The 25,886-nt window shown below is 43.8% G+C and carries 23 protein-coding genes and 1 tRNA gene; 14 read left to right on the forward strand and 10 right to left on the reverse strand.

Going from position 1 to position 25,886, the window contains the following annotated elements; genetic code table 11:
* Positions 1 to 2: 2 nt before the first annotated feature.
* Both L4D09_RS03925 and L4D09_RS03930 read right to left on the reverse strand, forming a co-directional pair.
* Entirely contained in the window at positions 3 to 1,070 is a 1,068-nt protein-coding gene (locus tag L4D09_RS03925; RefSeq protein ID WP_428456192.1) for an aromatic ring-hydroxylating dioxygenase subunit alpha, read from the reverse strand.
* 64 nt (positions 1,071 to 1,134) lie between these two features.
* Positions 1,135 to 2,187, reverse strand: coding sequence for a 2,5-dihydroxypyridine 5,6-dioxygenase (locus tag L4D09_RS03930; RefSeq protein ID WP_428456193.1), 1,053 nt, complete (start codon positions 2,185 to 2,187; stop codon positions 1,135 to 1,137).
* 389 nt (positions 2,188 to 2,576) lie between these two features.
* On the opposite strand from L4D09_RS03930, the gene L4D09_RS03935 reads away from it, so the two are divergent.
* From L4D09_RS03935 to L4D09_RS03975, 9 genes are all read left to right on the forward strand, one after another.
* Positions 2,577 to 3,734: an FAD-dependent monooxygenase gene (locus L4D09_RS03935; RefSeq protein ID WP_428456194.1), complete on the forward strand. Its 1,158-nt coding sequence runs from the start codon at positions 2,577 to 2,579 to the stop codon at positions 3,732 to 3,734.
* Positions 3,731 to 4,537: an alpha/beta fold hydrolase gene (locus tag L4D09_RS03940; RefSeq protein ID WP_428456195.1), complete on the forward strand. Its 807-nt coding sequence runs from the start codon at positions 3,731 to 3,733 to the stop codon at positions 4,535 to 4,537. Before L4D09_RS03935 ends, L4D09_RS03940 begins: the two co-directional genes overlap by 4 nt.
* Positions 4,538 to 4,584: 47 nt before the next feature.
* Positions 4,585 to 5,340, forward strand: a complete 756-nt coding sequence (locus L4D09_RS03945) for a maleate cis-trans isomerase family protein (protein WP_428456196.1) — start codon at positions 4,585 to 4,587, stop codon at positions 5,338 to 5,340.
* A 13-nt stretch (positions 5,341 to 5,353) separates the two neighbouring features.
* Positions 5,354 to 6,013: an N-carbamoylsarcosine amidohydrolase gene (locus L4D09_RS03950; protein WP_428456197.1), complete on the forward strand. Its 660-nt coding sequence runs from the start codon at positions 5,354 to 5,356 to the stop codon at positions 6,011 to 6,013.
* Between the two features lie 181 nt (positions 6,014 to 6,194).
* Positions 6,195 to 6,710: an NAD(P)H-dependent oxidoreductase subunit E gene (locus tag L4D09_RS03955; RefSeq protein WP_428456198.1), complete on the forward strand. Its 516-nt coding sequence runs from the start codon at positions 6,195 to 6,197 to the stop codon at positions 6,708 to 6,710.
* On the forward strand, positions 6,700 to 8,250 hold the full coding sequence (locus L4D09_RS03960) for a formate dehydrogenase beta subunit (protein WP_428456199.1): 1,551 nt from the start codon (positions 6,700 to 6,702) through the stop codon (positions 8,248 to 8,250). Before L4D09_RS03955 ends, L4D09_RS03960 begins: the two co-directional genes overlap by 11 nt.
* Positions 8,243 to 11,110 carry a formate dehydrogenase subunit alpha gene (gene fdhF, locus L4D09_RS03965; RefSeq protein ID WP_428456200.1) on the forward strand — a complete coding sequence of 956 codons (2,868 nt, stop codon included), beginning with the start codon at positions 8,243 to 8,245 and terminating at the stop codon, positions 11,108 to 11,110. The genes L4D09_RS03960 and fdhF overlap by 8 nt, the downstream gene beginning before the upstream one ends.
* Positions 11,111 to 11,124: 14 nt before the next feature.
* Complete coding sequence (gene fdhD / locus L4D09_RS03970; protein ID WP_428456201.1) at positions 11,125 to 11,958, forward strand: formate dehydrogenase accessory sulfurtransferase FdhD; 834 nt, start codon at positions 11,125 to 11,127, stop codon at positions 11,956 to 11,958.
* Positions 11,959 to 12,046: 88 nt separating this feature from the next.
* Complete coding sequence (locus L4D09_RS03975; RefSeq protein ID WP_428456202.1) at positions 12,047 to 12,499, forward strand: MarR family winged helix-turn-helix transcriptional regulator; 453 nt, start codon at positions 12,047 to 12,049, stop codon at positions 12,497 to 12,499.
* Positions 12,500 to 12,635: 136 nt separating this feature from the next.
* Here L4D09_RS03975 and L4D09_RS03980 read toward each other — a convergent pair whose 3' ends face one another.
* Both L4D09_RS03980 and L4D09_RS03985 read right to left on the reverse strand, forming a co-directional pair.
* Positions 12,636 to 13,238, reverse strand: a complete 603-nt coding sequence (locus tag L4D09_RS03980; RefSeq protein ID WP_428456203.1) for a 2OG-Fe(II) oxygenase — start codon at positions 13,236 to 13,238, stop codon at positions 12,636 to 12,638.
* A gap of 407 nt (positions 13,239 to 13,645) precedes the next feature.
* Positions 13,646 to 13,733, reverse strand: a tRNA-Ser gene (locus L4D09_RS03985).
* A 389-nt stretch (positions 13,734 to 14,122) separates the two neighbouring features.
* Here L4D09_RS03985 and L4D09_RS03990 point away from each other — a divergent pair.
* Positions 14,123 to 14,320, forward strand: coding sequence for a hypothetical protein (locus tag L4D09_RS03990; RefSeq protein WP_428456204.1), 198 nt, complete (start codon positions 14,123 to 14,125; stop codon positions 14,318 to 14,320).
* 161 nt (positions 14,321 to 14,481) lie between these two features.
* A complete protein-coding gene (gene trxC, locus L4D09_RS03995; protein WP_428456205.1) occupies positions 14,482 to 14,916 on the forward strand; it encodes a thioredoxin TrxC in 435 nt (144 codons plus the stop codon).
* 80 nt (positions 14,917 to 14,996) lie between these two features.
* On the opposite strand, the gene L4D09_RS04000 is transcribed toward trxC, so the two are convergent.
* Positions 14,997 to 16,613, reverse strand: a complete 1,617-nt coding sequence (locus L4D09_RS04000) for a methyl-accepting chemotaxis protein (protein ID WP_428456206.1) — start codon at positions 16,611 to 16,613, stop codon at positions 14,997 to 14,999.
* Positions 16,614 to 16,856: 243 nt separating this feature from the next.
* On the opposite strand from L4D09_RS04000, the gene L4D09_RS04005 reads away from it, so the two are divergent.
* The gene (locus L4D09_RS04005; protein ID WP_428456329.1) at positions 16,857 to 18,698 is read left to right on the forward strand and encodes an MOSC N-terminal beta barrel domain-containing protein; all 1,842 of its coding nucleotides are present in this window, start codon (positions 16,857 to 16,859) and stop codon (positions 18,696 to 18,698) included.
* A gap of 76 nt (positions 18,699 to 18,774) precedes the next feature.
* Here the strand turns inward: L4D09_RS04005 and L4D09_RS04010 are convergent, their stop codons facing one another.
* From L4D09_RS04010 to L4D09_RS04030, 5 genes are all read right to left on the reverse strand, one after another.
* Positions 18,775 to 19,833: a hypothetical protein gene (locus tag L4D09_RS04010; protein WP_428456207.1), complete on the reverse strand. Its 1,059-nt coding sequence runs from the start codon at positions 19,831 to 19,833 to the stop codon at positions 18,775 to 18,777.
* A 252-nt stretch (positions 19,834 to 20,085) separates the two neighbouring features.
* Entirely contained in the window at positions 20,086 to 20,598 is a 513-nt protein-coding gene (locus L4D09_RS04015; RefSeq protein WP_428456208.1) for a copper resistance protein NlpE, read from the reverse strand.
* A gap of 176 nt (positions 20,599 to 20,774) precedes the next feature.
* The gene (locus L4D09_RS04020) at positions 20,775 to 22,178 is read right to left on the reverse strand and encodes a tryptophanase (RefSeq protein WP_428456209.1); all 1,404 of its coding nucleotides are present in this window, start codon (positions 22,176 to 22,178) and stop codon (positions 20,775 to 20,777) included.
* A 500-nt stretch (positions 22,179 to 22,678) separates the two neighbouring features.
* A complete protein-coding gene (locus L4D09_RS04025; RefSeq protein WP_428456210.1) occupies positions 22,679 to 23,026 on the reverse strand; it encodes a YkvA family protein in 348 nt (115 codons plus the stop codon).
* Between the two features lie 290 nt (positions 23,027 to 23,316).
* A complete protein-coding gene (locus L4D09_RS04030) occupies positions 23,317 to 23,577 on the reverse strand; it encodes an oxidoreductase C-terminal domain-containing protein (RefSeq protein ID WP_428456330.1) in 261 nt (86 codons plus the stop codon).
* Between the two features lie 450 nt (positions 23,578 to 24,027).
* Between L4D09_RS04030 and L4D09_RS04035 the strand changes: the two genes are divergently transcribed.
* Together L4D09_RS04035 and L4D09_RS04040 are read left to right on the forward strand one after the other, a co-directional pair.
* Positions 24,028 to 24,909 (forward strand): NAD(P)-dependent oxidoreductase, encoded by an 882-nt coding sequence (locus L4D09_RS04035; protein ID WP_428456211.1) that lies wholly within the window; start codon positions 24,028 to 24,030, stop codon positions 24,907 to 24,909.
* A gap of 39 nt (positions 24,910 to 24,948) precedes the next feature.
* On the forward strand, positions 24,949 to 25,833 hold the full coding sequence (locus L4D09_RS04040) for a sugar phosphate isomerase/epimerase family protein (protein WP_428456212.1): 885 nt from the start codon (positions 24,949 to 24,951) through the stop codon (positions 25,831 to 25,833).
* Positions 25,834 to 25,886: the final 53 nt, after the last annotated feature.

The following is a 25,886-nucleotide window of genomic DNA, read 5'->3' on the forward strand; positions in this document are numbered from 1 at the left end:
TATTAGCCGTTAGAAGTGATTGGAATTAGCAGTTCATTGTTTGCATCAGTACTAGCTTCAGCATTAATCATGTTATCGACAATACGGCGCATTCTTGCAGGTGCAGCATCAATCGCAATTTTCAGCCTTTTACGATCTGGATGTTGTATTTCTTTCTCTTGAATTGCTTCAAGTATCTCTTTATCTTCATCAAATGCCAGCCTAAAGTCAGCCGACAGAGCCTTATTGGTCTGCTCGTCTGCCTGGAAGTTTTTAATATGTAACCAATGATCAATCGAGTTAAATTCATCGACTGGCGTCATGAAGTGACAGGCTAGCACTTGCATTGCTCCCTCTCGACTCCCTTCCTGTGCCCCTGTGCCTGTTTCCGCGCTGCCAAAATCAATAATGGCAATGCTTGGTGCGTAATAATGATAATAATGCCAACGATCAACATTACCTTTGAAGTTACCGTACTTTTCAAAAATAGGGATCGCAGGAGCATCGATAATCCAACGCCATGTCAGAATCTTCTTCTCTTCAACTTTATGATGCACTGGAATATCTTCACTTGCAGCATTACCCAGCGTACTTAGGTGTACAAAACTCACGTGTGCTGGATCACATAAGTTATCAGCAAGACTTAAATAATTTGCTTTGATTTCAAGTGCGTCCCCCTCTACAACGCTCCAGTCTTCAGAGTTGTATTCAGGAATATCAATGATCTCTGATGGATCAGCAAGGCTTGCCTCCCCCATCCAAATCCAAACAAGCCCTAGTTTTTCATGAGTTGGATAAGTACGTACTTTCGCACTACGAGGAATGATGTCTTGCCCCGGTACACGAATACACTCGCCGGAACAATTAAAGGTGACGCCATGATATCCACATTCAATATCATCACCTTTCAACTTGCCTTTCGATAAAGGGAGTAATCGGTGTGGGCACATATCTTCCATAGCAATAACAGCATTATTACTATTCCGATAAAGGACGACATCTTGCCCGGTAATTCTGTGCTTCGATAATGCTTGCTTAATACCGCGTGACCACGTGAGTGGATACCAAGTATTTAATACATAATCTGCCATGAGTAACTCCTTGCTCATTATTATTTATAAATTGCTATCGTGTTCAGCGAAATCATTCATATCTTCACTTCACCATTGAGGCATCTGGTGCAACAACATCTCCTTTAATAACAACAGGTGCATCATCTAGGTAAATACTGCACCCCCTTAGCGGGATATCCATGTGACAAGGTGTTTTTCGCGTACCGCCTACTTCTGTATTTGGCCCTGTTGAAAATAAAAAGTTACCGTAGAAAGCGCGAGCATCCATGCACATACCATCATTTTTGTCATGTAAGCCCATGGCAGTCCATTGTGCGCGAGGTTGTAATCCCCACCCAATATGAGAAATCCCGAATGCCTCAGGATCATTAAAATAATCCATATATTCACGTAAATACTCGGCTTCAAAGCCACCTGAAATATTTGTAATAAAGCCTTTTTCAATTTCGAGGGTTATCTTTTCGCGAGTGTAATTTTTAAACGGTAATAAAATATCACCTTTATCAATAACGATTATCCCTTCTGCCGTTTCTTCATTTGGCCATGTAAACAAGAAACCACTTGGCCAGTGATCCCACCGTCCAGGTTTGTCCGCATAGCCGTATTCTGTCACTGCAGGGTATTGCCCCAGCTGTACACGTAAATTCGTACCCGCTTCGGATGTAACTGTCATTGAGGATGCTTGTTGCAATAATGCCTGAGAGGCTTCTACCCGCAACTTATCTTCTTTCGTTGGCAACATTCTGGCTAAGACTTCAGGCGGCTCCACAGCAAGTAAGATGCGTGTCCCTGTTTTTAAGATCTGCTCCTGCTCGGGAGAGTGAAGCAACATCATCGTATCTACAATCAAATCAGCAGCTTCTAGTGCTCTTTGCGCTGCAATATTTCCCGTTAATGGCGTGTCACCACAATAAGCCGTTAAGTCATTCCCCATCGCTACAGGATGATTAAATGCTGGCAGCTCGACTTTATATACTTTGGCACCTAAACGCTGCGCTGCATCAAACGCTGCTTTCACTGTACGTTGATCAGAATAATGACTAGATAGTATTGCGACAGATTGCGAGTGGTCAACACAAGACAGCTCAAGTACGTGCTCAAACATTTGCGTTAATTGTGAGTCACTAACTGGCATTTCCTTCACTCCTTTGAAATTAAATATTTGCTATGTATAACCAAGTTGTTCCCGACCTGCTCATGTATAGCGTATACGCTCATTGATGACTTCAATTGTATGCACAATGTTAAAAAATATGCACCTATAAATTGTAAAAAACCAACACACACATCGGCAACAAAAAACAAATAAATCAACAAATCACTGATTAATAACAAAAAACAATATAAGTTGATAATATTGCAATTTATATAAATGTGATGAATGTTCAATACATACAACTTAACGGTAATTTAACATTGTCAATTTATAGCGTGTACGCTACAAATTAATAACAGGAAGGCTAAGGCAACACACTTAGCGGGTTGGTAGACATTTAGATCAAATAAGATGAAGAAGGAATTCGAATGAGTGGCTTTAAATCAAATAAGAAAATAGCAATCGTTGGGGCAGGCTTAGGTGGGGCAGCGGCAGCAGCTCTGTTACAGCAGGCAGGGTATAAAGTTGATGTGTATGAGCAAGCTCAAAGCTTTAACCGCTTGGGCGCAGGTATCCATATTGGCCCCAATGTGATGAAAATATTCAGACGTCTGGGGATGGAAGACAAACTAAATTTGATGAGTTCACACCCCGACTTCTGGTTCAGCCGTGACGGCCGCACTGGCGAATATATGTCAAGGATCCCGTTGGGTGAGTTTGCAAAGAAAGAGTACGGTGCTTCTTATATTACTGTTCACCGTGGTGATCTCCATGCAATGCAAATTGATGCCATTCAAGATGGAACAATGCACTTCGGTAAAGGGCTAGAAGCGATTGATGATTCTGGCGATGATGTGTTACTAACATTTTCTGATGGTACAACAACACGAGCAGACATCGTTATCGGTGCTGATGGTATCAATTCTAAAATCAGGGAAGTTCTGCTAGGCCCCGAGCAGCCTACATACAGTGGCTGGGTTGCACACCGAGCATTGATAACAGGAGAGCAATTAGCCAAACATAATATGACGTTTGAGCCTTGTGTTAAATGGTGGAGTGAAGACCGCCATATGATGGTCTATTACACAACGGGCAAGCGTGATGAATATTATTATGTGACAGGTGTGCCTCAACCAGAGTTAGATTTTGAAGGTTCTTTTGTACAAAGTAGCCAAGAAGAAATGTACGAAGCATTCGAAGGTTACCACCCTACCGTTCAAGCTCTTATTGATTCCACCGAATCAGTTACCCGCTGGGCGTTAAAAAATCGCAACCCATTACCTCTATGGAGCCGCGGTCGTCTTGTCATGCTTGGTGACGCTTGCCACCCAATGAAGCCTCATATGGCACAAGGTGCTTGTATGGCGATTGAAGATGCAGCAATGCTACTGCGCTGTTTTGATGAAGTGGGACTTGAAGATTATGAAACCGCTTTTGACCTTTATGAATCCAACCGTAAAGAGCGCGCTTCACGTGTTCAACGTGTTTCCAATGCAAATACATGGCTGAAAGAACAAGAAGATCCATCTTGGGTATATGACTACGACGTATACGCTGTTTCATTGAAGAGCGAGACACTAGCATGAGTTCAGCATTCTTAAACGGTGGCAATGTCCACGCTAACGGCATCAGACAGCACTACTTACGCTATGGTGGAAAAGGACCAAAAGTGCTGATTGTTCCTGGTATTACTAGCCCAGCGATTACATGGGAGTTCGTTGCAGAACGTTTTGCGACCCAGTTTGATACCTATGTACTCGATGTGCGAGGAAGGGGACTATCGTCTTCTGGCCCCGAGCTCGACTATGATCTTGATACTTGTGCCAAAGACATTGTGGATTTTGCTCAAGCGATGAAATTTGATGAATACACTTTGGTTGGCCATTCAATGGGAGCTCGTTTTGCCATACGAGCCGAGGCAATGAGTCAAACCGGCTGTACCCAGCTGGTACTCATCGACCCCCCTGTTTCAGGCCCAGGTCGACGCGCTTACCCAAGCAAACTACCTTGGTATATCGACTCAATGGCTGAAGCGACGGCTGGGTGTGATGCCGAAGCCATGCGTAAATACTGTGCAACGTGGACCGACGAACAACTCACTCTACGCGCTGAATGGTTACATACCTGTGATGAAAAAGCCGTTCGAGTAACCTATGACGGTTTTCATAATGACGATATCCATCAATATATTCCCAACATCACTATTCCGACACTACTCATGGTCGCAGGTAAAGGCGGCGTAATTGAACCCGTTGATGAAGCAGAAATGCGTGAGCTACTACCTTCTATCTCAATAGTTAAAGTAGAAAAAGCAGGGCATATGATCCCATGGGATGATCTCGATGGCTTCTTTGAACAATTAACCCCGTTCTTGGGTGTAAAACTATAGCGCTGCTAATTACCCGCATCAGGAAAATAAGTAAGGAAACTAACACCATGAGCAAATTATTCAAAATTGGTCAGATTGTCCCAAGTTCAAATGTGACAATGGAAACAGAAATCCCAGCCATGCTACTTGCGCGACAAGGCATACGCCCTGAGAGATTCACCTTCCACTCTAGCCGTATGCGCATGAAAACAGTCAGTAAAGAAGAACTCGCGGCAATGGATGCCGAATCTGATCGCTGTGCTTTGGAATTAAGTGATGCCAAAGTCGATGTACTCGGCTATGCCTGCCTAGTCGCAATAATGTCTATGGGTTTAGGTTATCACCGTGAATCACAAGCACGCCTCACGAAAGTGACCGAGTCGAATGATTCACCAACACCGGTAGTAACAAGTGCTGGCGCATTAGTCGAAGGCTTACATGCAATGGGCGCTAAACGTATTGTGTTAGTTGCCCCTTATATGAAGCCATTAACCCAAATGGTGGTTGACTATATCCAAGCTGAAGGTATTGACGTTGTTGACCATCGAGCATTAGAAATACCGAATAACCTCGATGTGGCCCGCCATGACCCAATGAACCTACCCGCTATCGTCGCAGAAATGGATACGAGTTCGGTTGATGCTATCGTGCTATCAGCGTGTGTACAAATGCCTTCTCTTGCCGCGGTAACAACCGTCGAGCAGCAAACAGAAAAACCCGTTTTGACAGCAGCCATTGCGACCACCTACCGCATGCTCAAAGAATTGAACTTAGAGCCTGTCGTACCTGGTGCGGGTGCACTTCTATCAGGTGACTATAAATAACAGGGCATTAAATATGAGCGATATAAAATCGATTAATGATGTTCAAAATAATTACCAGGGAGTGTGGGATACAAAAATAGGGTTCGGTGCTAGATCTGCCCTATTGCTTGTAGACTTCATGAAAGCATATACAACGCCCAATTCATTATTATATGCGCCCGATGTTGTAAATGCTGTAGCTAAAACGGAATCTGTTCTTAAGCAGGCAAGAAAAGCCGGTGAAATGGTGATACATACGAACATTCGTTACCATTCACCAAGCTTTGCTGATGGCGGTACTTGGGTGAAGAAAGCCCCTGTCATGAGGGAAATGGTCGAAGGCAATATACTGGCAGAGTTTTGCCCAGGTGTAATTCCTCAAACCAATGAATTGGTGATAACGAAGCAGTATGCCAGTGCTTTCTTTGGTACAACATTAGCCTCAACATTAACGGCATCAGGAGTCGATACTGTTGTGATTGCAGGGTGCTCAACAAGTGGCTGCGTTCGTGCAACGGCAGTAGATGCCATGCAACATGGCTTTCGAGTTATCGTGCTCGAAGATTGTGTCGGGGATCGCCACAAGTCTCCCCATGATGCCAATTTATTTGATATTAACAGTAAATATGGCGATGTCATCTCAAGTGCTGATTACCTCCAATATATTGGCGTTGTTGACCCCGTATCGGCTTAATTAATTGATAGCGTTATTTTCATGACTTTCTAAAAGTATATTCAAAGCCTAATTTGTCATGCTTTTAGAATAGTCATAGCACCCTAGCGTAGAGTCTTATTTTTAATGGTTAATTAGCCCTCTAATTAACATCGTTAATTATGGATAAGATTAACTAAGAATTATCGAAGGAAAGCACTGTATGCAAACTTCTTCTATTTATGCCCCCACTCTACAAACCGATGCCATTGAATTTTCAACTCTCAAAGTGATAGAGAGTAATATTAATAAGGAAGGACCGCTACTTCCCATATTACATGACTTACAAGACACGTTCGGTTATATACCCCGTGTTGCCATAAAAGTAATATCACAGCAATTGCACCGAACAGAGGCCGATATTGATGGAGTTATCAGCTTCTATCATTATTTCCGCTTAACGCCACCAGCTAAAGTCGTTGTAAAAATATGCCAAGCTGAAGCATGCCAAGCCATGGGGGCCGTAAGTTTAGGCAATAGCATAAAAGAGTGGCTGCAAACAAAAGATTGCTCAGTTAAAAACGCTGTCGAAATTGAACCTATCTACTGCATGGGAAATTGCGCGTGTGCACCGAATGTGTGTGTCGGCGACGACCTGTATGGTCGAGCCAATATAGATTCAATTCAACACACGATTACCCAACAGTATACCGCTGAGGGAGAGGCCGATGAACGATAAAATATTCATCCCTAAAGATACCACCGCGATCTCCCTAGGAGCCGACCGTTTAGCCACATTACTTCAAAATCGTGGCGACGAATTTACCATGATACGTAACGGTTCCCGCGGCGCTTTTTGGTTAGAACCATTAGTGGAAGTTCATACCCCAAAAGGGCGTATCGCTTACCCTAACATGACCGTTGATAAGCTCACCGAACTATTAGAGGCCAAAGGAGCCTTCCTCTCAGGCGATCATGCTTATTGCTTAGGGTTAACCGAAGATATCCCTTACCTGAAAAAACAACAGCGTCTCACCTTCAAACGCGCAGGCATAGCTGATCCGACATCAATTGCAGACTATATAGCAATGAGTGGTTTTTTAGGGCTACGCAGAGCCATTCAATTAACCGACAAAGAGATTGTTGAAGAAGTTACTGAGTCAGGGCTTCGAGGCCGTGGTGGTGCCGCTTTCCCTGCGGGTATCAAATGGGAAACGGTGAGAACAGCCAACGCAGGAACAGGCGGTAAATACATTGTTTGTAATGCCGACGAGGGGGATTCTGGGACGTTTGCCGATCGCCTCGTCATGGAGTCAGACCCTTTTATGTTAATAGAAGGAATGATAATAGCTGGATTGGCAGTTGGGGCGACCAAAGGGTATGTCTACATTCGCTCTGAATATAAACATGCCTTTAATATCATGAATGAGGCGATAGAGATTGCATTAAGCGATGGCTATCTCGGCAATAATATTTTGGGTTCAGGAAAAGCCTTCCACTTAGAACTTCGACTGGGTGCTGGGGCCTATATTTGTGGCGAAGAGACCTCACTACTAGAAAGCATGGAAGGAAAAAGAGGGCTCGTAAGAAACAAACCACCACTCCCCGCTTTGAAAGGTTTCTTTGGACAACCCACCGTCATCAATAACGTACTTTCGTTAGCTGCTATTCCTTATATCTTAGAATGCGGTGCGGCGGCTTATGCCAATTATGGAATGGGGCGTTCAAAAGGCACCCTACCCTTCCAACTTGCAGGCAACTTACGCCAAGGTGGCGTGGTAGAGCTAGCCTTTGGTATCAGCCTCAAAGAGCTGTTATATGGCTTTGGGGGTGGCTCTGCCAGTGGCCGAAATTTAAAAGCGGTGCAAGTTGGAGGTCCTTTAGGGGCATACCTCCCAGAAGAACAATGGGAAACATTGATGGATTATGAATCCTTTACCGCAATCGGTGCTGTTCTGGGCCACGGTGGCATTGTCGCGTTTGACGACACCGCCGATATGGCACAAATGGCTCGCTTTGCCATGGAGTTTTGCGCGATTGAATCATGCGGTAAGTGCACACCCTGCCGAATAGGCTCAACACGCGGTGTCGAGGTCATTGATCGTATTCTCAGCAATATTGATCGTAAAGAAAATCTCATTTTATTAGACGACTTATGCCAAACCATGGAGTTGGGGTCGATGTGTGCGATGGGCGGTATGACACCCAATCCAGTAAAAAGCGCCGTTCAATACTTTACCGAAGATTTTAACGCGACTGGAGATAAATGTAATGGTTGAATATTTTGACCCAGTGTCCTTTGACCCTGCGGTATTTGAGAAAGATTTTGGTACACCAGAGGTTAACTCCGATGTAATGGTAACTCTGGAAATTGATGGTTTCCCTGTCACGGTCCCCGAAGGTACATCCGTCATGCGTGCGGCGGCTCAACTTAATATTACTATCCCTAAACTCTGTGCAACAGACAGTTTAGAAGCCTTTGGTTCATGCCGTGTTTGTGCCGTTCAAATAGCAGGTCGTAGAGGGTTGCCATCCTCTTGTACCACACCTGTAATGGAAGGGATGAAGGTCAAAACACAAAACGATGAAATTGCCAAACTGCGCAGAAACATTGTTGAGTTGTATATTTCTGATCACCCTTTAGATTGCTTAACGTGCCCTGCAAATGGCAACTGCGAACTCCAAGACGTTGCAGGTGCCGTTGGTTTACGAGAAGTCAGGTATGGCTTTGACGGAGAGAACCATTTACAGCAAGAAAAGGACACCTCGAACCCGTATTTCACCTTTGATCCCGCTAAATGCATTGTGTGCTCGCGGTGTGTACGTGCGTGTTCAGAAACGCAAGGCTCCTTTGCGCTGACCGTGGAAAATCGGGGGTTCGACTCAGCGATTTCGGTGGGTCAAGGTAACGACTTTTTATCTTCCGATTGCGTATCATGCGGCTCTTGTGTCCAAGCGTGCCCAACCTCAGCACTGATGGAAAATAACATCATCCAAATCGGACAACCTGAACGCAGTGTGATCACAACCTGCGCCTACTGTGGTGTCGGGTGCTCATTCAAAGCTGAAATGAAAGGCGATCAATTAGTTAATATGGTGCCCTATAAGGGCGGTGGTGCTAACCATGGTCACTCTTGTGTTAAAGGCCGGTTTGCTTTTGGTTATGCCACTCACCCCGACCGCCTAAAAGAGCCAATGATCAGAGATCATATCGACGAACCATGGCGAGCCGTCAGCTGGGAAGAAGCCATTGAGTTTGCAGCCGATAAACTGAAAAACGTTCAGAAAAAATATGGCCGTAAAAGTATCGGCGGCATTACCTCATCGCGTTGTACCAATGAAGAGGCTTACCTTGTCCAAAAAATGATCCGTGGCGCGTTTGGTAATAATAACAGTGATACCTGCGCGAGGGTCTGCCACTCTCCAACGGGTTATGGACTGAAACAAACACTGGGCGAATCCGCAGGAACACAAGATTTTGACTCAGTTCTCGATGCCGACGTGATCGTTGTCATGGGGGCGAACCCAACAGATGCCCACCCCGTCTTTGGTTCTCTTTTGAGAAAAAGGCTTCGCCAAGGGGCAAAGTTGATTGTCATCGACCCAAGGCGTATTGATCTACTTGATACCCCCTTCCTCAATGAACACTATCATTTAGCCTTAAAACCGGGCTCTAACGTCGCGCTTATCAATGCCATAACGCACGTCTTGGCTGTAAATGGCCAACTCGACAGTCAATTTGTTGGTGAACGTTGTGAAGAAGAAAGTTATAACGCTTGGTTGGATTTCATTTTAGACCCATCGAATTCCCCAGAACAAACAGCAACGATCACTGGTGTTCCCGCCGAGCTTATTCGAACCGTCGCAAACCTTTATGGCGAAGCAAGAAACGCCGCCGTTTATTATGGTTTAGGTGTAACAGAACACAGCCAAGGCTCAACCACAGTGATGTCACTCGCGAACTTAGCAATGGCAACAGGTAATATTGGCCGCTCCGGTGTGGGTATTAACCCCTTACGCGGGCAAAATAATGTTCAAGGCTCATGCGACATGGGGGCATTCCCACATGAATTACCTGGCTATCAATCCGTATCAGACCTCATTGCGCGCTCTAAATTTGAAGCCGTATGGGGAGTCGAGTTAGATGGCGAACCGGGCTACCGCATACCCAATATGTTTGATGAAGCGATTTCCGGTGGCTTTAAAGGCTTATACGTACAAGGTGAAGATATCGCTCAGTCCGATCCCAATACCCAACATGTTGAGAAAGCCTTACGTGAGCTAGATTGTCTTATCGTCCAAGATATTTTTCTCAATGAAACCGCTAAATTTGCCCATGTGTTATTACCCGGCTCAAGTTTTCTTGAAAAAAATGGGACATTTACCAATGCCGAACGCCGTATAAACCGCGTGCGAAAAGTAATGGCTCCACTAGCAGAAAAAGAGGACTGGGAAGTGACTCAAGCGCTTTCTACCGCGCTGGGTTTTGAGATGAACTATAAACACCCAGAAGAAATCATGACCGAGATTTCTACACTGGTTCCAAGCTTTACGGGTGTCAGTTATGAAAAGCTTGAACAGCAAGGCAGTGTGCAATGGCCATGTAATGATGAGAATCCATCAGGCATGCCAATTATGCATACACAAACTTTCTCTAGAGGTAAGGGAAAATTTGTCGTGACAGAATATGCCCCCACTAGCGAGGTGGCTTCACGTAAATACCCGATGATATTAACAACCGGTCGGATTCTCTCTCAATATAACGTGGGGGCGCAAACACGCAAGACAGAAAATCAAGTATGGCACGATGAAGATAAATTAGAGATACACCCGAGTGATGCTGAGTTTTATGGGATTAATGAAGGTGATTGGGTGGGAATTTCTAGCCGCTCGGGAAGCACAGCGCTAAGAGCTACCTTAACAACTCGCGTATTAGCGGGTGTCGTCTATACCACCTTCCACCACCCAGAAAGTGGCGCAAACGTTATTACCACCAATAACTCTGATTGGGCCACAAACTGTCCAGAATATAAAGTTACAGCCGTGCGCATTGAACGCGTTTCAAAACCGTCTCAATGGCAAGAACGGTATGCAGCGCAAGACACTCAACAGCGTCATCTTTTAAAACAATCAAAGTGAATGAGGTCATGAGCATGGAAGCTAAAATATACGACAAAGGGGGCCGTTTAGAATATGGTGTAGATAGCGATCGGCCATACCAACCACTAGAAACCGTGCAAATAGGATCGATTGGTCAGTGGGACAGTGAAGGGGTAGTGGCTGAAGAGAAGCCAATTGCGCTGATATATAACGGTATCTCATACGCAGTGATGATGGGAACCCCCTCAAATCTAAAAGATTTTGCTCTTGGGTTTAGTTTGTCGGAGTCAATTATTATGACTCGCTCAGAATGCCAGGATATAGAAATTGAAGAGTCTGATTCAGGTGTACAAATTCACATCACCATCACCAACCGTCGGATATTTGCACTCAAGGATAAAAGACGCAATATCACGGGACGAACTGGATGCGGCTTGTGTGGGATAGAGTCTTTAGCTGAGGCCGTCAAAACGCCTCAACAGCTATCACCACCTCCACTCCCAACTTATCAGGCAGTCAAAAATGCAGTGGGAGAACTAAAACATAAACAGGAGTACCAACGAAATGCTGGCGGCTTTCATGCTGCGGCTTGGTGTGACCAAACAGGTAAAGTGACACGTATTCGTGAAGATATTGGCCGCCATAATGCACTTGATAAGCTCATTGGTTCAATAGATAAAATCGATACTCAACTTGGTTTTGTTTTAATATCCAGTAGGATCAGTTATGAACTAGTACAAAAAGTGGCAACTTGCGGTATTGGCATACTCGTTGCTCTTTCAGTACCCACAACCTTGGCGATCAACATCGCAAGGCGTGCAAATATTCATATAATCGGTCTCGCGAAGAATGACCGCTTAGTGCTGTATTCTACATGGCTAAAATAGATGAATAAAATGTCAGACATTTAGGATGAAAAATGTTTGTATTAATATAATATGGCCTTTAGCCAAAATATAGATAACGTGTTGATATATGAATAAAAATATAAATAACAGTTTAAAAGAGCAGGGTTATATTTTAAGTGAGCAGGTCGGTCACCTGATTCGTAAGTCGTATCAGAAACATACTGCAATCTTTCAGAGCTTAAGTTATGACGAGCAACTAACGTCAATTCAATTCGCCACACTCTGTACAATTGTTGATCGCGGACCAAGCTCGTTAACAGAACTCGTCAACGAGACCGATATCGATCAGGCGACAATCAGGGGGGTAGTAAAACGATTAAGGGCTCGAGAGTTGATCCAACGCGTACAAGATACCCAAGATAATCGAAAAGTGATTATAACGATAACGCCTGAAGGTCGTGAGTTAGTCGAAAAAATGCTACCGAGTGCAAAAAAAATAACCGAAGAAACATTGAAGAATTTGAATGAAACCGAAAAAGTCGCATTCTTATTTCTGCTGAAAAAAATCACTGAAGATTAATTAATGCCATTAAGCACAACAACGAGAGTTCAAATACAAAAAGCCACTGATAAATCAGTGGCTTCGCCGACCATTATGGACCCGCTCTATCAATTTTTTTGGTTTTTAGATGTAATCAAAAGCGTCTAATGGGGCTTTATCGCGCAATATCCAACAAGCTACCTTTTACACCATTGGTTCGAAACCAACCCGCAATACTGAACCTTTCAACATTTGTTGGTAGTACTTCGTGAGGAAATAGCTCCGATAAAAACACAAGTAGTCGCCCTGATTTTGGCTGCAACGTCATCAATTCCCTATCATCGAGATCATACACCACCAACTCACCACCATCTTGCTCTGACCAACTGTCATTCATATAAAAAACAGTCGTCAAACGGCGGTTTTCATTTCCTCGAAAACAATCGAGATGCTTTTGGTAAAAGTCGCCTTTTTCGTATTTGGTAAAGTGGGCTTCATATTCAAACAAACCAAGAAAAAACTGTTTGTTCACCTCTCGACGGATCACTTCCATTCTTTCAAGAAAATCTTGCGCTGCCACACCTTGCTCAGCAGCAAGCCAATGAATTTTGTCACTACGAATGGATGATTCACGCATCACTTCATCATTACGGCCAATTCGCGCTTTGCTCCACTTCTCGGGCAAGCAGGATTTCAGGGCATCCACCTGAACCGGAGTTAGAAAATCATCCCAGACAAAGTATCCCTGAGTAGCCAACGCATCAATCAACTTTTGCATCACGTTTTAACATATTAAGAAAAGGATGCGGGTTATATAACCAATGGTACGCTGCGACAATTCAGATTGTTTATCTTGTCGATTAATATCACTTCAAGGCCAAAATCAAACGGCTGCGGTATTTCTACGCTCATTCGTCATGGGCGGCTCTTTGATATTAAATGCGTCCATTGCTTTGCGTGGTTTGGAGGGGGGGCAATGTTTGACATGAAAAGTGTAGCGGAGCGATTTTGGTATAGCAGGATTTTCAAATCCCTTTCGCTACCACTAAAACGATGAAAGCCTCGACATTTCTGTCGAGGCTTTCTGAATGTGGCGGAGCGGTTTTGGTATGGCAGGATTTTCAAATCCCTTTCGCTGCCACTAAAACGACGAAAGCCCAGCATTTCTGCTGGGCTTTCTGAATGTGGCGGAGAGATAGGGATTTGAACCCTAGGAGGGTCGCCCCTCGCCTGATTTCAAGTCAGGTGCTTTCGGCCACTCAGCCATCTCTCCGTTGTGCGGCGAATAATACGGGTAATGGTTCCGACTGTAAAGTCTTAAAACGATCAACCGAACATCATTCAACCACTCAGAATAAATAACCGCCTAAACCCATGAATTAAAATGATATTGATGGGAATTTCACCGGCTCTTGGTTGCTATTTTAAGCAATACATTCCTAACTTAGCTAAGTGACGAAAAAATTGATCTAAAACAGTCTATTATTCGCAGAGTGGAATCATCAACAGTACTCGCGTTTCGAGCCCGTGGAAAGCAAGTTTTCATTAGAATTGCACAAATTTGGGATATGTCACAAAGTCGATTTGTTCGTCTTAACTCTGTCACAAACGTTTGATAAAGATAGGTGGATTTCGACGCAGGACTAATTTCAGGAGGTAATTGTGTCTATCAATTCTATCGACCACAATGAGATGGCTAATGTCTCTTCGAAGTGGGATTACAAAGACGAGACAGCGTCTCACGTATCTAAAAATAAGCGCCAGCAAGCAGAAGCACGTCGTCGCATTGAAATACTTCGTGATATCAGAGCAAGCGGCTTAACCATTGAGGAAGCTAGAGATATGGGACTTATTCACTAAGCCACGGTTTGGTGCGTTATTGGCAATACAAACAACCAATATTACAAGGTGAAATCATAACCGATAGATTATTTCTATCACTATAATCTGTTATTCCTGCTTTTCTATTTTCGGGGTAGTCGTTAAATTAGTACGTTAAGAATATCGAATGGAACGTAACTATGACAACAATGACTACCCGCTGTCCTCATTGTAAAGCGATGAACCGCATCCCTACTGAGCGTGTTGGTGATACCGCTACCTGTGGCGCTTGTAAGGAACACTTGCTAGACGGTAAGCCTATTGAAGGTACTACCAATAACTTCTTGTCATTACTACAGGGTGATAAGCCTGTAGTCGTTGATTTCTGGGCCCCTTGGTGCAACCCGTGTGTTGGCTTTGCGCCTGTATTTGAAGACGTTGCTAATGAACGTAATGGCGACGTACGCTTTGTTAAAATTGATACCGAAGCACAGCAGGCGTTAGCTGCCCAATATCGCATTCGTAGCATTCCAACCGTTATGGTATTCAAAGATGGTCAACTGGCTGACACAATCAATGGTGCACTGCCAAAAGGACAGTTCGATCAGTGGTTAAACCAAGCACTTGCGAAATAATCACATTGAATAGATATAAAAAAACCACAAGCAATGCTTGTGGTTTTTTATGGTAAAACGTTTTCTATTAGATGCTTAGATTACACTTTAAAATGTTTAAGCTGTTCACCTAGTTCAGAGGCTGCCCTGCTGAGCGACTGGCTCTCAGACGCCAAGTGTTGTGCTGCGCGGTTAATGTCATCGGTCGCGGTATGAATGTGCGCTACCGTATTATTGACTTCTTCCGTGACGGTTCCTTGCTGCTCAGCTGCTGTCGCGACCTGCATGATCATGTCATTGGCTTCTGCTACTAACGTAGCAATACGGCTAAGCTCCTCCTGAACTTGTTCGGTATGTTCTACACTATTTTGAGTCTGCTCAGTACTCTCGGTCATCGATTCAACCGTTTTTAACGTACTCGTCGTCAGCTTATCGATCGTTTCCTGAATCTCGATAGTCGACTGCTGAGTTCGGCTTGCCAAGTTACGTACTTCGTCAGCAACAACGGCAAAGCCACGGCCTTGCTCACCAGCACGTGCCGCTTCAATCGCTGCATTCAAGGCCAACAAATTCGTTTGCTCAGACACCCCTTGGATCACTTGGGTTACATTGCCTATATCTTCAACACCCATTTTCAGTTCACCGACGCGGGCATCAGAGTTGGCGATTCCCGTTGATACATTATGTATTGACCCAATGGCTTGCTGCATACGTTGATTACTGGCATCAACCTGCGAGTTAATGTCAGCCGTTGAGTGCGAAGCGGTTTCTGCATTTTGTGCAACTTCGGTAATGGTCGCCGTCATTTCTTCCATTGCTGTCGCTAATTGAGCCAACTGCTGATGCTGCTCGGTGATCGACTGGGCACACTGTTCACTTGCAGCGGCAATAGTCCCTGCCATCGCCACCGATTGGTCTGCATTGCTATTTGCCGCTTGTAGGGTAAATCGCATCGAAGAAGAGGCTGAATGTAACGCTGTGGCTATACGCCCAATTTCATCACGTCGATCCATCGAAAAGTCTTGGGTAAGATCGCCCCGCTCAAGGTTTCTAACCAAATGAGTCAGTTTTTCCAGTGGACGGCAAATATCATTACTGATCCACAACCCCAATAACACTAATAAAACAATAACCACAGCACTTAAGCTGAGCTGCTGCACAATGTTATTAAAAAACTGTGCTTCAATATCAAGTAGGTGTACGCCCGTGCCAACAACCCATCCCCACGGTACATAGTTTTCAACATATGAGACTTTTTCTGACACGTCACCACCAGGTGCTATCCATGCGTAGGTCAAAAAGCCTGAACCGGTATTACGTGCAATGGTTGTCATCTCTTGCCAGTGGGCTTTCCCACTTGCATCAGTGACAGACTGCATCGACTGCCCCTCTTGCTGTTGACGCAATGGGTGCATTACCAAGGTATTATCCGTTGCGATCACCCAAAAATAATTATCCCCTTCAAACCGCATAGCAGAAAGGGCTGCCTTCGCTTCTTGCTGTGCTTGTTGCTTGTCTGCCGGGTATTGATCTGAATAAAATTGAACCAAACTAATAACAACTTTCACCTGCTCTTGCATTGCTGTTTTTCGTTCAGCAATGTCATTTTCATAAGCCTGATTTATTTGAAAAGCTGTAATCGCTAACATAAATACTGCTGCACTCGCGATTAGCAGTAGTAGTTTAAACTTCATTCCGTAATGTTTTAATATTCCCATAACACTTATCTTTTGGTTGTAATAATGCCTATAGAATATATAACGACCATATATTAATTAAGATGACAGAAAGCAATGAAACTCTTGATAAACTTCATTTGAACATCATAAAAGTCAATATAATCACACGCTTACACAAAGCACTAATTCGCTATGCGTGGATTTATTTGGCGCTAATTTCAATCAACTTCTGCAATAGAATTTGATAAAATGCTGAGACCTCAAAGTCCAAAAATGACAAGGATGATACCCGTGACTCATTCAGAAACCGCCCAAATAGCACTTTCGCAAATCAATGTATTCCCGATTAAATCAATCGGTGGAATAAGCCAGTCACAGGCTTGGGTCGAAAAGCAAGGTATAAGCTTTGATCGCCGTTTTATGGTCGCGTCTGATGACGGTGTAATGATCACAGCAAGGAAGTACCCGCTATTAGTAAAAGTTTCTGCCGCAATTTTGCCACACGGGTTAGTGCTGAGCTATCCGAACAAAACACCAATCACGTTGAAATACTCTGAATTTCAAATGGCAACAACGGAAGCAATTGTTTGGGGTGATAGCTTTGATGCCTATAGCACAACCGAAGAAGCAAATAGCTGGTTCAGCGACATTATTGGCGTTTCAGTACAGTTGCTTTACACCGGTGAGCAATCAAATCGTGTCAGGGCTAAAATTAATCAAAATGTCAGCTTTGCTGATGGCTACCCGCTACTGATCATTAGTGAAGGCTCTTTACAAGCACTCAATGAACGCAGTCCTCAGCAACACAGCATGGATAATTTCAGGACCAATTTAGTGGTCACGGGTAATGAGCCATTCATCGAAGATAGCTGGAAACGTATTCGTATTGGCGAAGTTGAATTTGAAGCCGTTAAACCGTGCTCACGCTGTATTCTGACAACGGTTGATCCAATAACAGGTAAATTCAATTCTCTGAAAGAGCCATTAAAAACCTTATCGCAATTTCGTGCAGATAGCCGCGGTGATGTTTATTTCGGACAAAATCTTATCGCTTTGAATGAAGGTATAATTCGAGCGGGCGATAAGGTAGAAGTACTCGAAACAAAACCAAAAGAGTTTTATCCCGATAATAGCGAACAGCACCTCACGCTCACCTGTGTAGAGCGAGAAGAGATTGCCCAAGATTTTTGCACTTTCTGGCTCGAGCCCACGAAGCAGCAGACTTTACCAACTTACCAACCGGGTCAACACTTACCACTACAAATCGAAGTTAATGGTGAGTACGTATCACGCCGCTATACTTTATCGTCAAGCCCATCACGACCTGGTCGTTATGCCATATCAGTAAAGCGAGTTGATGAAGGGCGAATATCAAATTGGCTTCATGATAATTTCCATGTCGGTGATTCTTTAGTTGCAGATAAGCCTGATGGTACTTTTCATCTCGGCCACCATACCGACAAACTCTTATTGTTATCCGCAGGTAGTGGCATTACACCGATGATTTCCATGCTGCGCTATTTGGCTGATAACAAACAGATTCGTAATGTGGTGTTTTACCATCAATGCCGAACGGAAGCCGATATCCCCTACCAAGAAGAGCTCAATACTCTGGCGAAACAGCATCCGCATTTAACCGTACATATTGCATTAAGTCGCCCCTCCAAAGCATGGAACGGTTTGCAAGGCAGGCTATCAAGGAAGCATCTCAATATCATCGATGATCTTACCGATCGCCAAGTCTTTGTCTGCGGCCCTGATGCTTTCATGTCACAAGCGAAAGACCAACTCCAGCAAGCTGGTTTGGCGCTATCCAATTACCACCAAGAAGCCTTTGGTGTCGCTAAAAAACAGCCCGTAAAAGAGCAAACATTCACCGTAAGCGTTGATGGTAACTTGTTTGAAGGCAATAACCAGAAAACATTACTTGAGCAAGCTGAAGATGCAGGGATCATGATAGCCAATAGCTGTCGTGCTGGACTGTGTGGTGCATGTAAAGTGACGGTGGAATCTGGCGTGGTAGATCAACCCGATGTGCCAGCCCTTTTGCCGGGTGAAAAAGAAGCTGGGAAAGTGCTTGCCTGCTGCTGTGTACCAAAAAGTGATATTGAGGTTGTGAGCTAATCGCTCATTTAATCACGTCATAATATTTGCGGCTTATTGAGTCTTAACCATAAGCCGCAAATATTAATCTTCTTATTTATGCTTTTTTCATTTTACGTCGCGTAATGCCTAAGCCCGCTAAACCACCAAGCATTACCCAAACAGAAGCAGGAGCAGGCGTCGGTGTTGGCGGTGTTTCAAATTCAGTAAAATCAATCGCACAGCCAGAGCCGCTGACATTTTGGAAGTTGATTTTATCCGTAATGACCTGACCACAGAATTGGACATTGTTAAACACAGCTTCGTTGCTAGAGCTACCAATATCCCACATCGACATTCCTTGGAAAGTCACATTATTAAAACCAAAGCTACTAGAGTCATCATCGACAAAGAACAATACGTTATTATCACCAATGGCGCCATCTAGTAGTAGGTTACTTTGGCTGGCTAACATGGCCTCATTATTTTCAACCCTAAAAACTAAAATATCATTAGCATCACCCACTATCGTGATGTTGGAATTCGTAATACTAAAGTCATTGCCATTTGTAACAATGTCAATATAAGTTAAGCCATCAATACCATCACTGCTGTAATCCCAAATCGCATTAGACTGGTTATTAACCTGCCCATCACTCAAATTAATTTCAGTGCCTGTTGCTGCCGCACCTGATATTTGAGTGAAAAAGTTATTCAGCTCAGTAACTAAACCAGAGTGGTCAACTCCGCCTTGAGCACCATTATTATTTCCGAAAGAAGAAAAGCTTGCGGTGACTGGGGTTGTGTTATACCGATCATTTGAGGTTCCATCATTACAATTATTAAATGTACCTTCACAATCAACACCTTGATTGCCGACACCTGTATCTGCGGAATGAACATCAGAGTTACTAAAGTTAAAGAAATCGTTACCAATAAGTGCCGCGTCACCATCTAAAGTAATACCTTGTGAAACCGTTCTCGCTGTACCACCAGGTAAACTCGGCATAGAGCCTGGAGGGGACGTACTATTATTTACCCCTATCGCACCGATTTCAGAATCAGACATTAAAAACTGGTCACCTGTTGTAATAACCATATAGTCAATGACAGCTGCACTTACTGCAGCTGGTGTAAATAAAAATGATAACGCCAAAACCTTCGTATACTTATTCATTGTTTTACACTCCCTATTTCCTTGAGGTATAAAGCAACTAATAGGCCAACTTTTTTGGACGATTTTAAATCAATAGCTTACCTTACTTAATTATTTTATTGCTTTCTAGATTATCTTTTAGTGTAAAAAAAGCTGACACAAAAATATCGTAGCAACGAAATGGAGGTGTATTAAAAGAGTAAGTGCCCCAATGTTAAAGTTCTACATTAGGGCAGTTGAGTTACCGTAGTTTTATTTATTCATAAAATACGATTACTGCTTTTTCAATACATAATGGCTTGCTAAATCACCGGTAACACGCTCACCATTTTGATCTAACCGGAACAGCTTATTTTCAGCCACAAAATACTGCACCGCTTCATCTCTACCACCAACAAGCGAGACAGTGTTGCCTGCTGCGTTCCAGTTGAATGTGCCTTCTTGTTCAAACGTGCCTTTTTCTTTGCCTAAATACACTTCGACAAGGGTGAAAGTCCCATCAAGCTGAAGCACTAACTCAGTTTTGATCCCCTCACAATCTGCACACGGCAAAACGCCGGTATATGTACCGTTCCAATCCAATGCATGTCGGGCAGTATGATCTGGGTCAGAAACCTGCTGCGCCATCACTTCGTCACTCTCAACAGGCAGCTGCACAGGCACAGCTGGATCAGCAACACTAGCTGGCGATTCTTCCGCAGGCTGGGCTGGCTCTTGGGTGGCTTTCTGATCACATCCAGCTAAAACTAAGCCAGCTAATACCAATGCAAGTAAAGTTTTTTTCATTTCAATTCCTTATTAGCTTTTATTAATAAGCTAAATGACTAAAGGCGGTTACTTGATTTATATAATAAACAGGCTTTTGTTCATTTTTAGTCATCAGCAAGTTAGCACTAGGTCAATATCCAAATAATCGACACAAAATAGGGGATAATTAAAGCAACCTGTTCAATTATCATCAGCTAACTCGATATTGGCTTCAGTCGCGCGGTAAAATGACGCAGTACTGGCGGTTCATATTCAAACGCTAAGCCTTTAATTTCCTTGGCTCGTTTACATACCGCTATCAGCGCATCAGCAACATAATCCATGTGATCGTTGGTATAAACCCGCCTTGGGATAGTCAATCGCATTAATTCAAGCGGTGCTGGTTTCTGCTCACCGGTTTGTGGATCTCGCCCCAGCAACAATGAACCAATCTCTACAGCTCGTACGCCCGACTCTAAGTACAGCTCATTGCACAAAGCGTGCGCCGGAAACTGCGCCGGTGGGATATGAGGTAGAATTTTCTTTGCATCTACAAACACGGCATGACCACCTGTTGGGTGTTGGATTGGCACGCCGCCTTCACGTAGTCGCTCTCCCAAATATTTCACTTGGCTGATCCGGTAGTGGAGAAAGTCTTCATCGGCAGCTTCATATAATCCCCGAGATAAAGCCTCCATATCCCGACCAGCCATGCCGCCATAAGTCACAAAGCCTTCCATTGGTACGCAACGGGTTCTCACTGCTTGAAACAGCTCTTGATGGTCGCGAATACAGCACATACCACCAATATTAACCATCGGATCTTTTTTTGCCGACATGGTAAGGATGTCACCATAACAGTACATTTCTCGAATAATGTCTAATATCGATGTATCGCTATAGCCAACTTCACGCTGCTTGATGAAATACGCATTTTCACAATAGCGGGCAGAGTCAATCACCACTGGAATATCATTCTTCTGTGCTAGCTCATACACCTGCCGCATATTCGCCATCGATACTGGCTGACCACCAGAGCTATTGCACGTAACGGTAGTAATAATGGCGGCGATGTTCGTAGAACCATAATGATCAATGGCAGCCGCAAGTTTGGCGATATCGAAATTCCCTTTCCAATCATCATAAGTCGTGGTGTGCAAAGCGCTTTCGGTAAGTAAGTTAATTGCTTTACCACCACTCATTTCAATATGGCCAGCAGTGGTATCGAAATGAAAATTCGACAGGAATATTGCTTCTGTACCACCCCGTACATTACGCATTCGTTCTATTAGGCAAGGGAAAAGGATTTGCTCTGCCCCCCGTCCCTGATGAGCGGGTATGGTGAGGTTATAATCGAAGAAGTGCTTAACGGCATCGCACAAATTGAAATAGTTTCGGCTTCCCGCATACGATTCATCCCCCAGCATTAATCCGGCCCACTGATTATCGCTCATTGCGCCGGTACCAGAGTCGGTTAATAAATCAATGTATACATCTTCACTGCGCAGCATGAACGGGTTATAACCCGCCTCTTCAAGCGCGATCCGACGATCATTCTCATCGGTCATCCGAATAGGCTCGACCATTTTGATACGAAAGGGTTCGGGAATGCGTTTCATGATAATTTCCTCGCAACAACCACTCCTCAGAAAACAATACGAGCAGTCGTCGATTTCACCTCAACCAACACTGTCATTCATAAAGAACGAAGTGACACATACAGCAACAGGGGTTACTGGCTAAAAACGCCAAGCGGGGCTTAGGTGGTAGGAAAGTCGTCAGTAAGGCGAAAGTCTTGATTAAACCATGATGACAAAACCAGAGTAATGTCAGGCACTATCAATGCTGCATTATTCGTCATGTCATCAGTCCTCTCTATTGTTCAGAGAATAGCTCATCCTTAGTAATATACTGAGTATAGCCTGTGGCTGAAATAACGAATTATCAATATACAAAGTTACGATAAGCAATTAACGCTTATTTTTATTCAACCTCTTTTGCTTATTCTTATTAATGCTTGAGATCAACTCTCGAATTTCGCTTATGCCATCAAAGGCAAATATATATAAGAGTATGCCGCCAATAAACGGAAGAAGAAATGAAGGGATAATATCCAGTATCATAAATCGTCCCAAATCTGCTGTGCTTCTTCCTCATGCTTCTCTGTGATTGAGTCGCTAGCGGTTTTAACGGCAATACCCAATGCAGCTGCATCATCGGTATAGCCAGCAACCGGTACAATATCTGGGATCATATCTGCCGGCAATACCAGGTAGGCTAAAGCCGAACCAAGTACGATCTTATCTTTATAAGGTGTCGCTTTGTCTGACATTGCTAAGTAGGCTTCAATACCAGTACAGGCCAACGAACCGCCCATTTTTCTCGCGCCACTTTTCATTTTATCCCAAAAGCTTTTCTCATCTGGCGCTTCCAGCGTTTCTTTCGTTGGATCGAATGTGTTACTCATTTCATGTCCTCTTTGGCAAACATAATAGAATTAAATAACCTACGCCAACACAGATGAAATATGCATCAGGTGCAGGGAGTCGCTTGCTAAGAATTTTACAGTCCAGCGTTCCGTTTATCAAGTTCTGGAACTATAAAAGCATTAAAACGTGACCACATATAAGTCTCAGTCATAGACTCAAAATTTAAGTTTCGCTGATATAACTGAGACTTAGACAGTCAAACCCTCCCCCAAAAAAAGTACCTCCGCAGCTCCCTGCCCACGTACACAACTCAGCTTTATTTCAATACTTAATCTTCAATGTCTTGCCCAACCACATAGTCATTACAAGTTTTACAAGACAATGGCTTAGCTGACATCTTAAGTAGTTTCTTGAGATCAGTCGTGGGGCAAGTGAGCATTTCAGGAGGGATTTCCGCGCGCTTTTCTATCAACATCTGTGCGATACGGATTTCTTTACCAATACGACTCAGACCGACAGCCATTGCCCCAATCAATCGCCGCTCTTTCAAGGCAAATGCCAGCTGATCACCTCTAGGGTTATCACGAATAACGACTTAATCGGCAAGTATAGGCTTACCAGCATAAAATCACTTCTTGAACCAAAGTCTAGAGTAATTGCATTTGCAATTATTTCTCGCCGCCACGTTTAACAAATCATTATCATTTGAGGGTTTTAATCCCATCAAAAAAACACTTACATAACAGCCTGTTTTATAAGGTTATTTATTCACCCAGCACATACATCAAGATAATAAACTGAAAAATAATTGATAGGCGAAATATTTGATAGATAAATACAGAATGTAGAACTTTTGTCTCTACCTATTTAAAACTGTGAGCTAAAGCCTTCATGATGTTAAAAAAAACCTCATACTAGTGAGAATTAACATATTAGTCACAAATGAAACCTTTACATGACAGATTGTCTTGAGGGAATACATCAGAGCCACCTAGTATCAAATTCAATCCAGTAACACTCATTGCATAGGAACATGAAGATGAAAAAGGTTGGTTTTGTTGGTCTTGGAGACATGGGTGCCGGCATGGCAAAGAACATTCTTGCGGCAGGGTATACGGTGGTTGGTTTTGATTTAAACCCAGAGCGTGCACTGGCATTTCGCGAGGCAGGAGGCGAGTTAGCCGACTCATGTAACCATTTAGGCAGTAGCGTAGATATTGCTTTTGTAATGGTTATGAACGGCAAGCAAGCCATGCAAGTTGTCACCGATTTGTCTGAGACGATGGCAAAAGGCAGCACCATTGCTATTACCGCAACGATTCATCCTGCAGAAATGGAAGACGTCGCAAAGTACGCAACGGATAAAGGCTTAAACATCATCGACTCGCCAGTCAGCGGTGGCTTAGCCGGATCACAAAATGGCACCTTGACTCTAATGTTAGCGGCAAAATCTGAAGTGCTTGATGGCAACCGTGCGGTACTTGAAGCCATCTCATCCAATATCTTTCATGTGGGCGAAGAAGCTGGACAAGGACAAACCGTTAAAGCCGCACTTCAAGCTTATATCGGTGCTTCATTTGCCGCTATTTTCGAATCTCTTGTACTGGGTAGCAAAGCAGGTGTTTCTGGCAAGGTACTTTACGACGTATTTGGTGCCAGTGCTGTTGGCAGCCCGCTATTTAAGAACTGCGCCAAGCTCATCATGGATCGTAAATTTGAAAAAACAGGCAGTCACATCGGCACCATGTACAAAGATCTCGGGATATCAATGACGATGGCTAAAGATAAAGGTGTCCCTATGTTCACCACTTCAGCAGCCTACGAACTGTTCCAAGCAGGTAAAACGGTCTACCCCGAAGGCGATAACTGGACAATTGTGAAAGTACTAGAGCAACTGTCTGATACAGAAGTTAACTGGTAAATCCCTCATAGATAAGTGACTAATTAGGAGATAAGAAAAATGGCAAAGCTTGGTGTAATTACAGATGGTATCAGTCGCGATTTTCCCTATGCGCTCGAAGTAATGAAGGAACACGGTTTGCAATATGCTGAACTACAGTTTCTTCACAAAAAGGAAGTTGGAGATTTAGATGCCAAGCAACTGAATGAAACAAAAGCACTTATCAATGATTATGACCTAAAAGTCTCATCAATTTCTCGTCATAACTTTGCAGGCCGCTCAGTTTTTGATGTAGAAGTGGGTGATCAGTGGTATCAGGGCCACATGGAGAAACTACAGCGCTGTATCGAAATGGCACAGCAATTTGGGGCTCCGATTGTTCGTACGATGAGCTTCAAAAAAGAAATGATCATCTTTGGCGACAATGGCGCCGAAGAATGGAATGTCGCCAATGGCGCTTGGGACAAAACTGTCCAGCTTTTCCGCCCAATTGTCGAACTTGCAGAACGTGAAGGCATAACACTGGCTGTCGAGACAGGTAACAACGCAATCATTACCTCAACGGCTTTAGGTAAAAAACTCATTGATGATCTCGGTACTAACCACCTGAAAATCATGTGGGATCCTGCCAATTCACTGTTCTGCCATGAAGACCCAACTCAAGCCCTACAAAACCTCGAAGGTGGCTACTTAGGCCATGTCCACATGAAAGACATTAACGTCTTCATTGAGCAGGCACGTATATCTAACTGTCCGCTAGGCCAAGGGCAAATGGCTCCACACTTGCCAGCAATCGCAGAATGGCTAGACAAAAACTACAGCGGTGCCATTTCACTCGAAAGTGTTTACCGACCACAGGACGGCACTTTCGAAGACGGGTTCCGGGCTTCATTCAATAAATTCCAATCCCAGTTTTCTGGTATTAAACAAACTGAACTTGCATAGAAACTCAGGGCCGGCTGAGCCGGCCCAACATTACAATTATAAGGATGTACTCA

It is taken from the genome of Photobacterium makurazakiensis (assembly GCF_050336715.1).
Classification (GTDB): domain Bacteria; phylum Pseudomonadota; class Gammaproteobacteria; order Enterobacterales; family Vibrionaceae; genus Photobacterium; species Photobacterium makurazakiensis.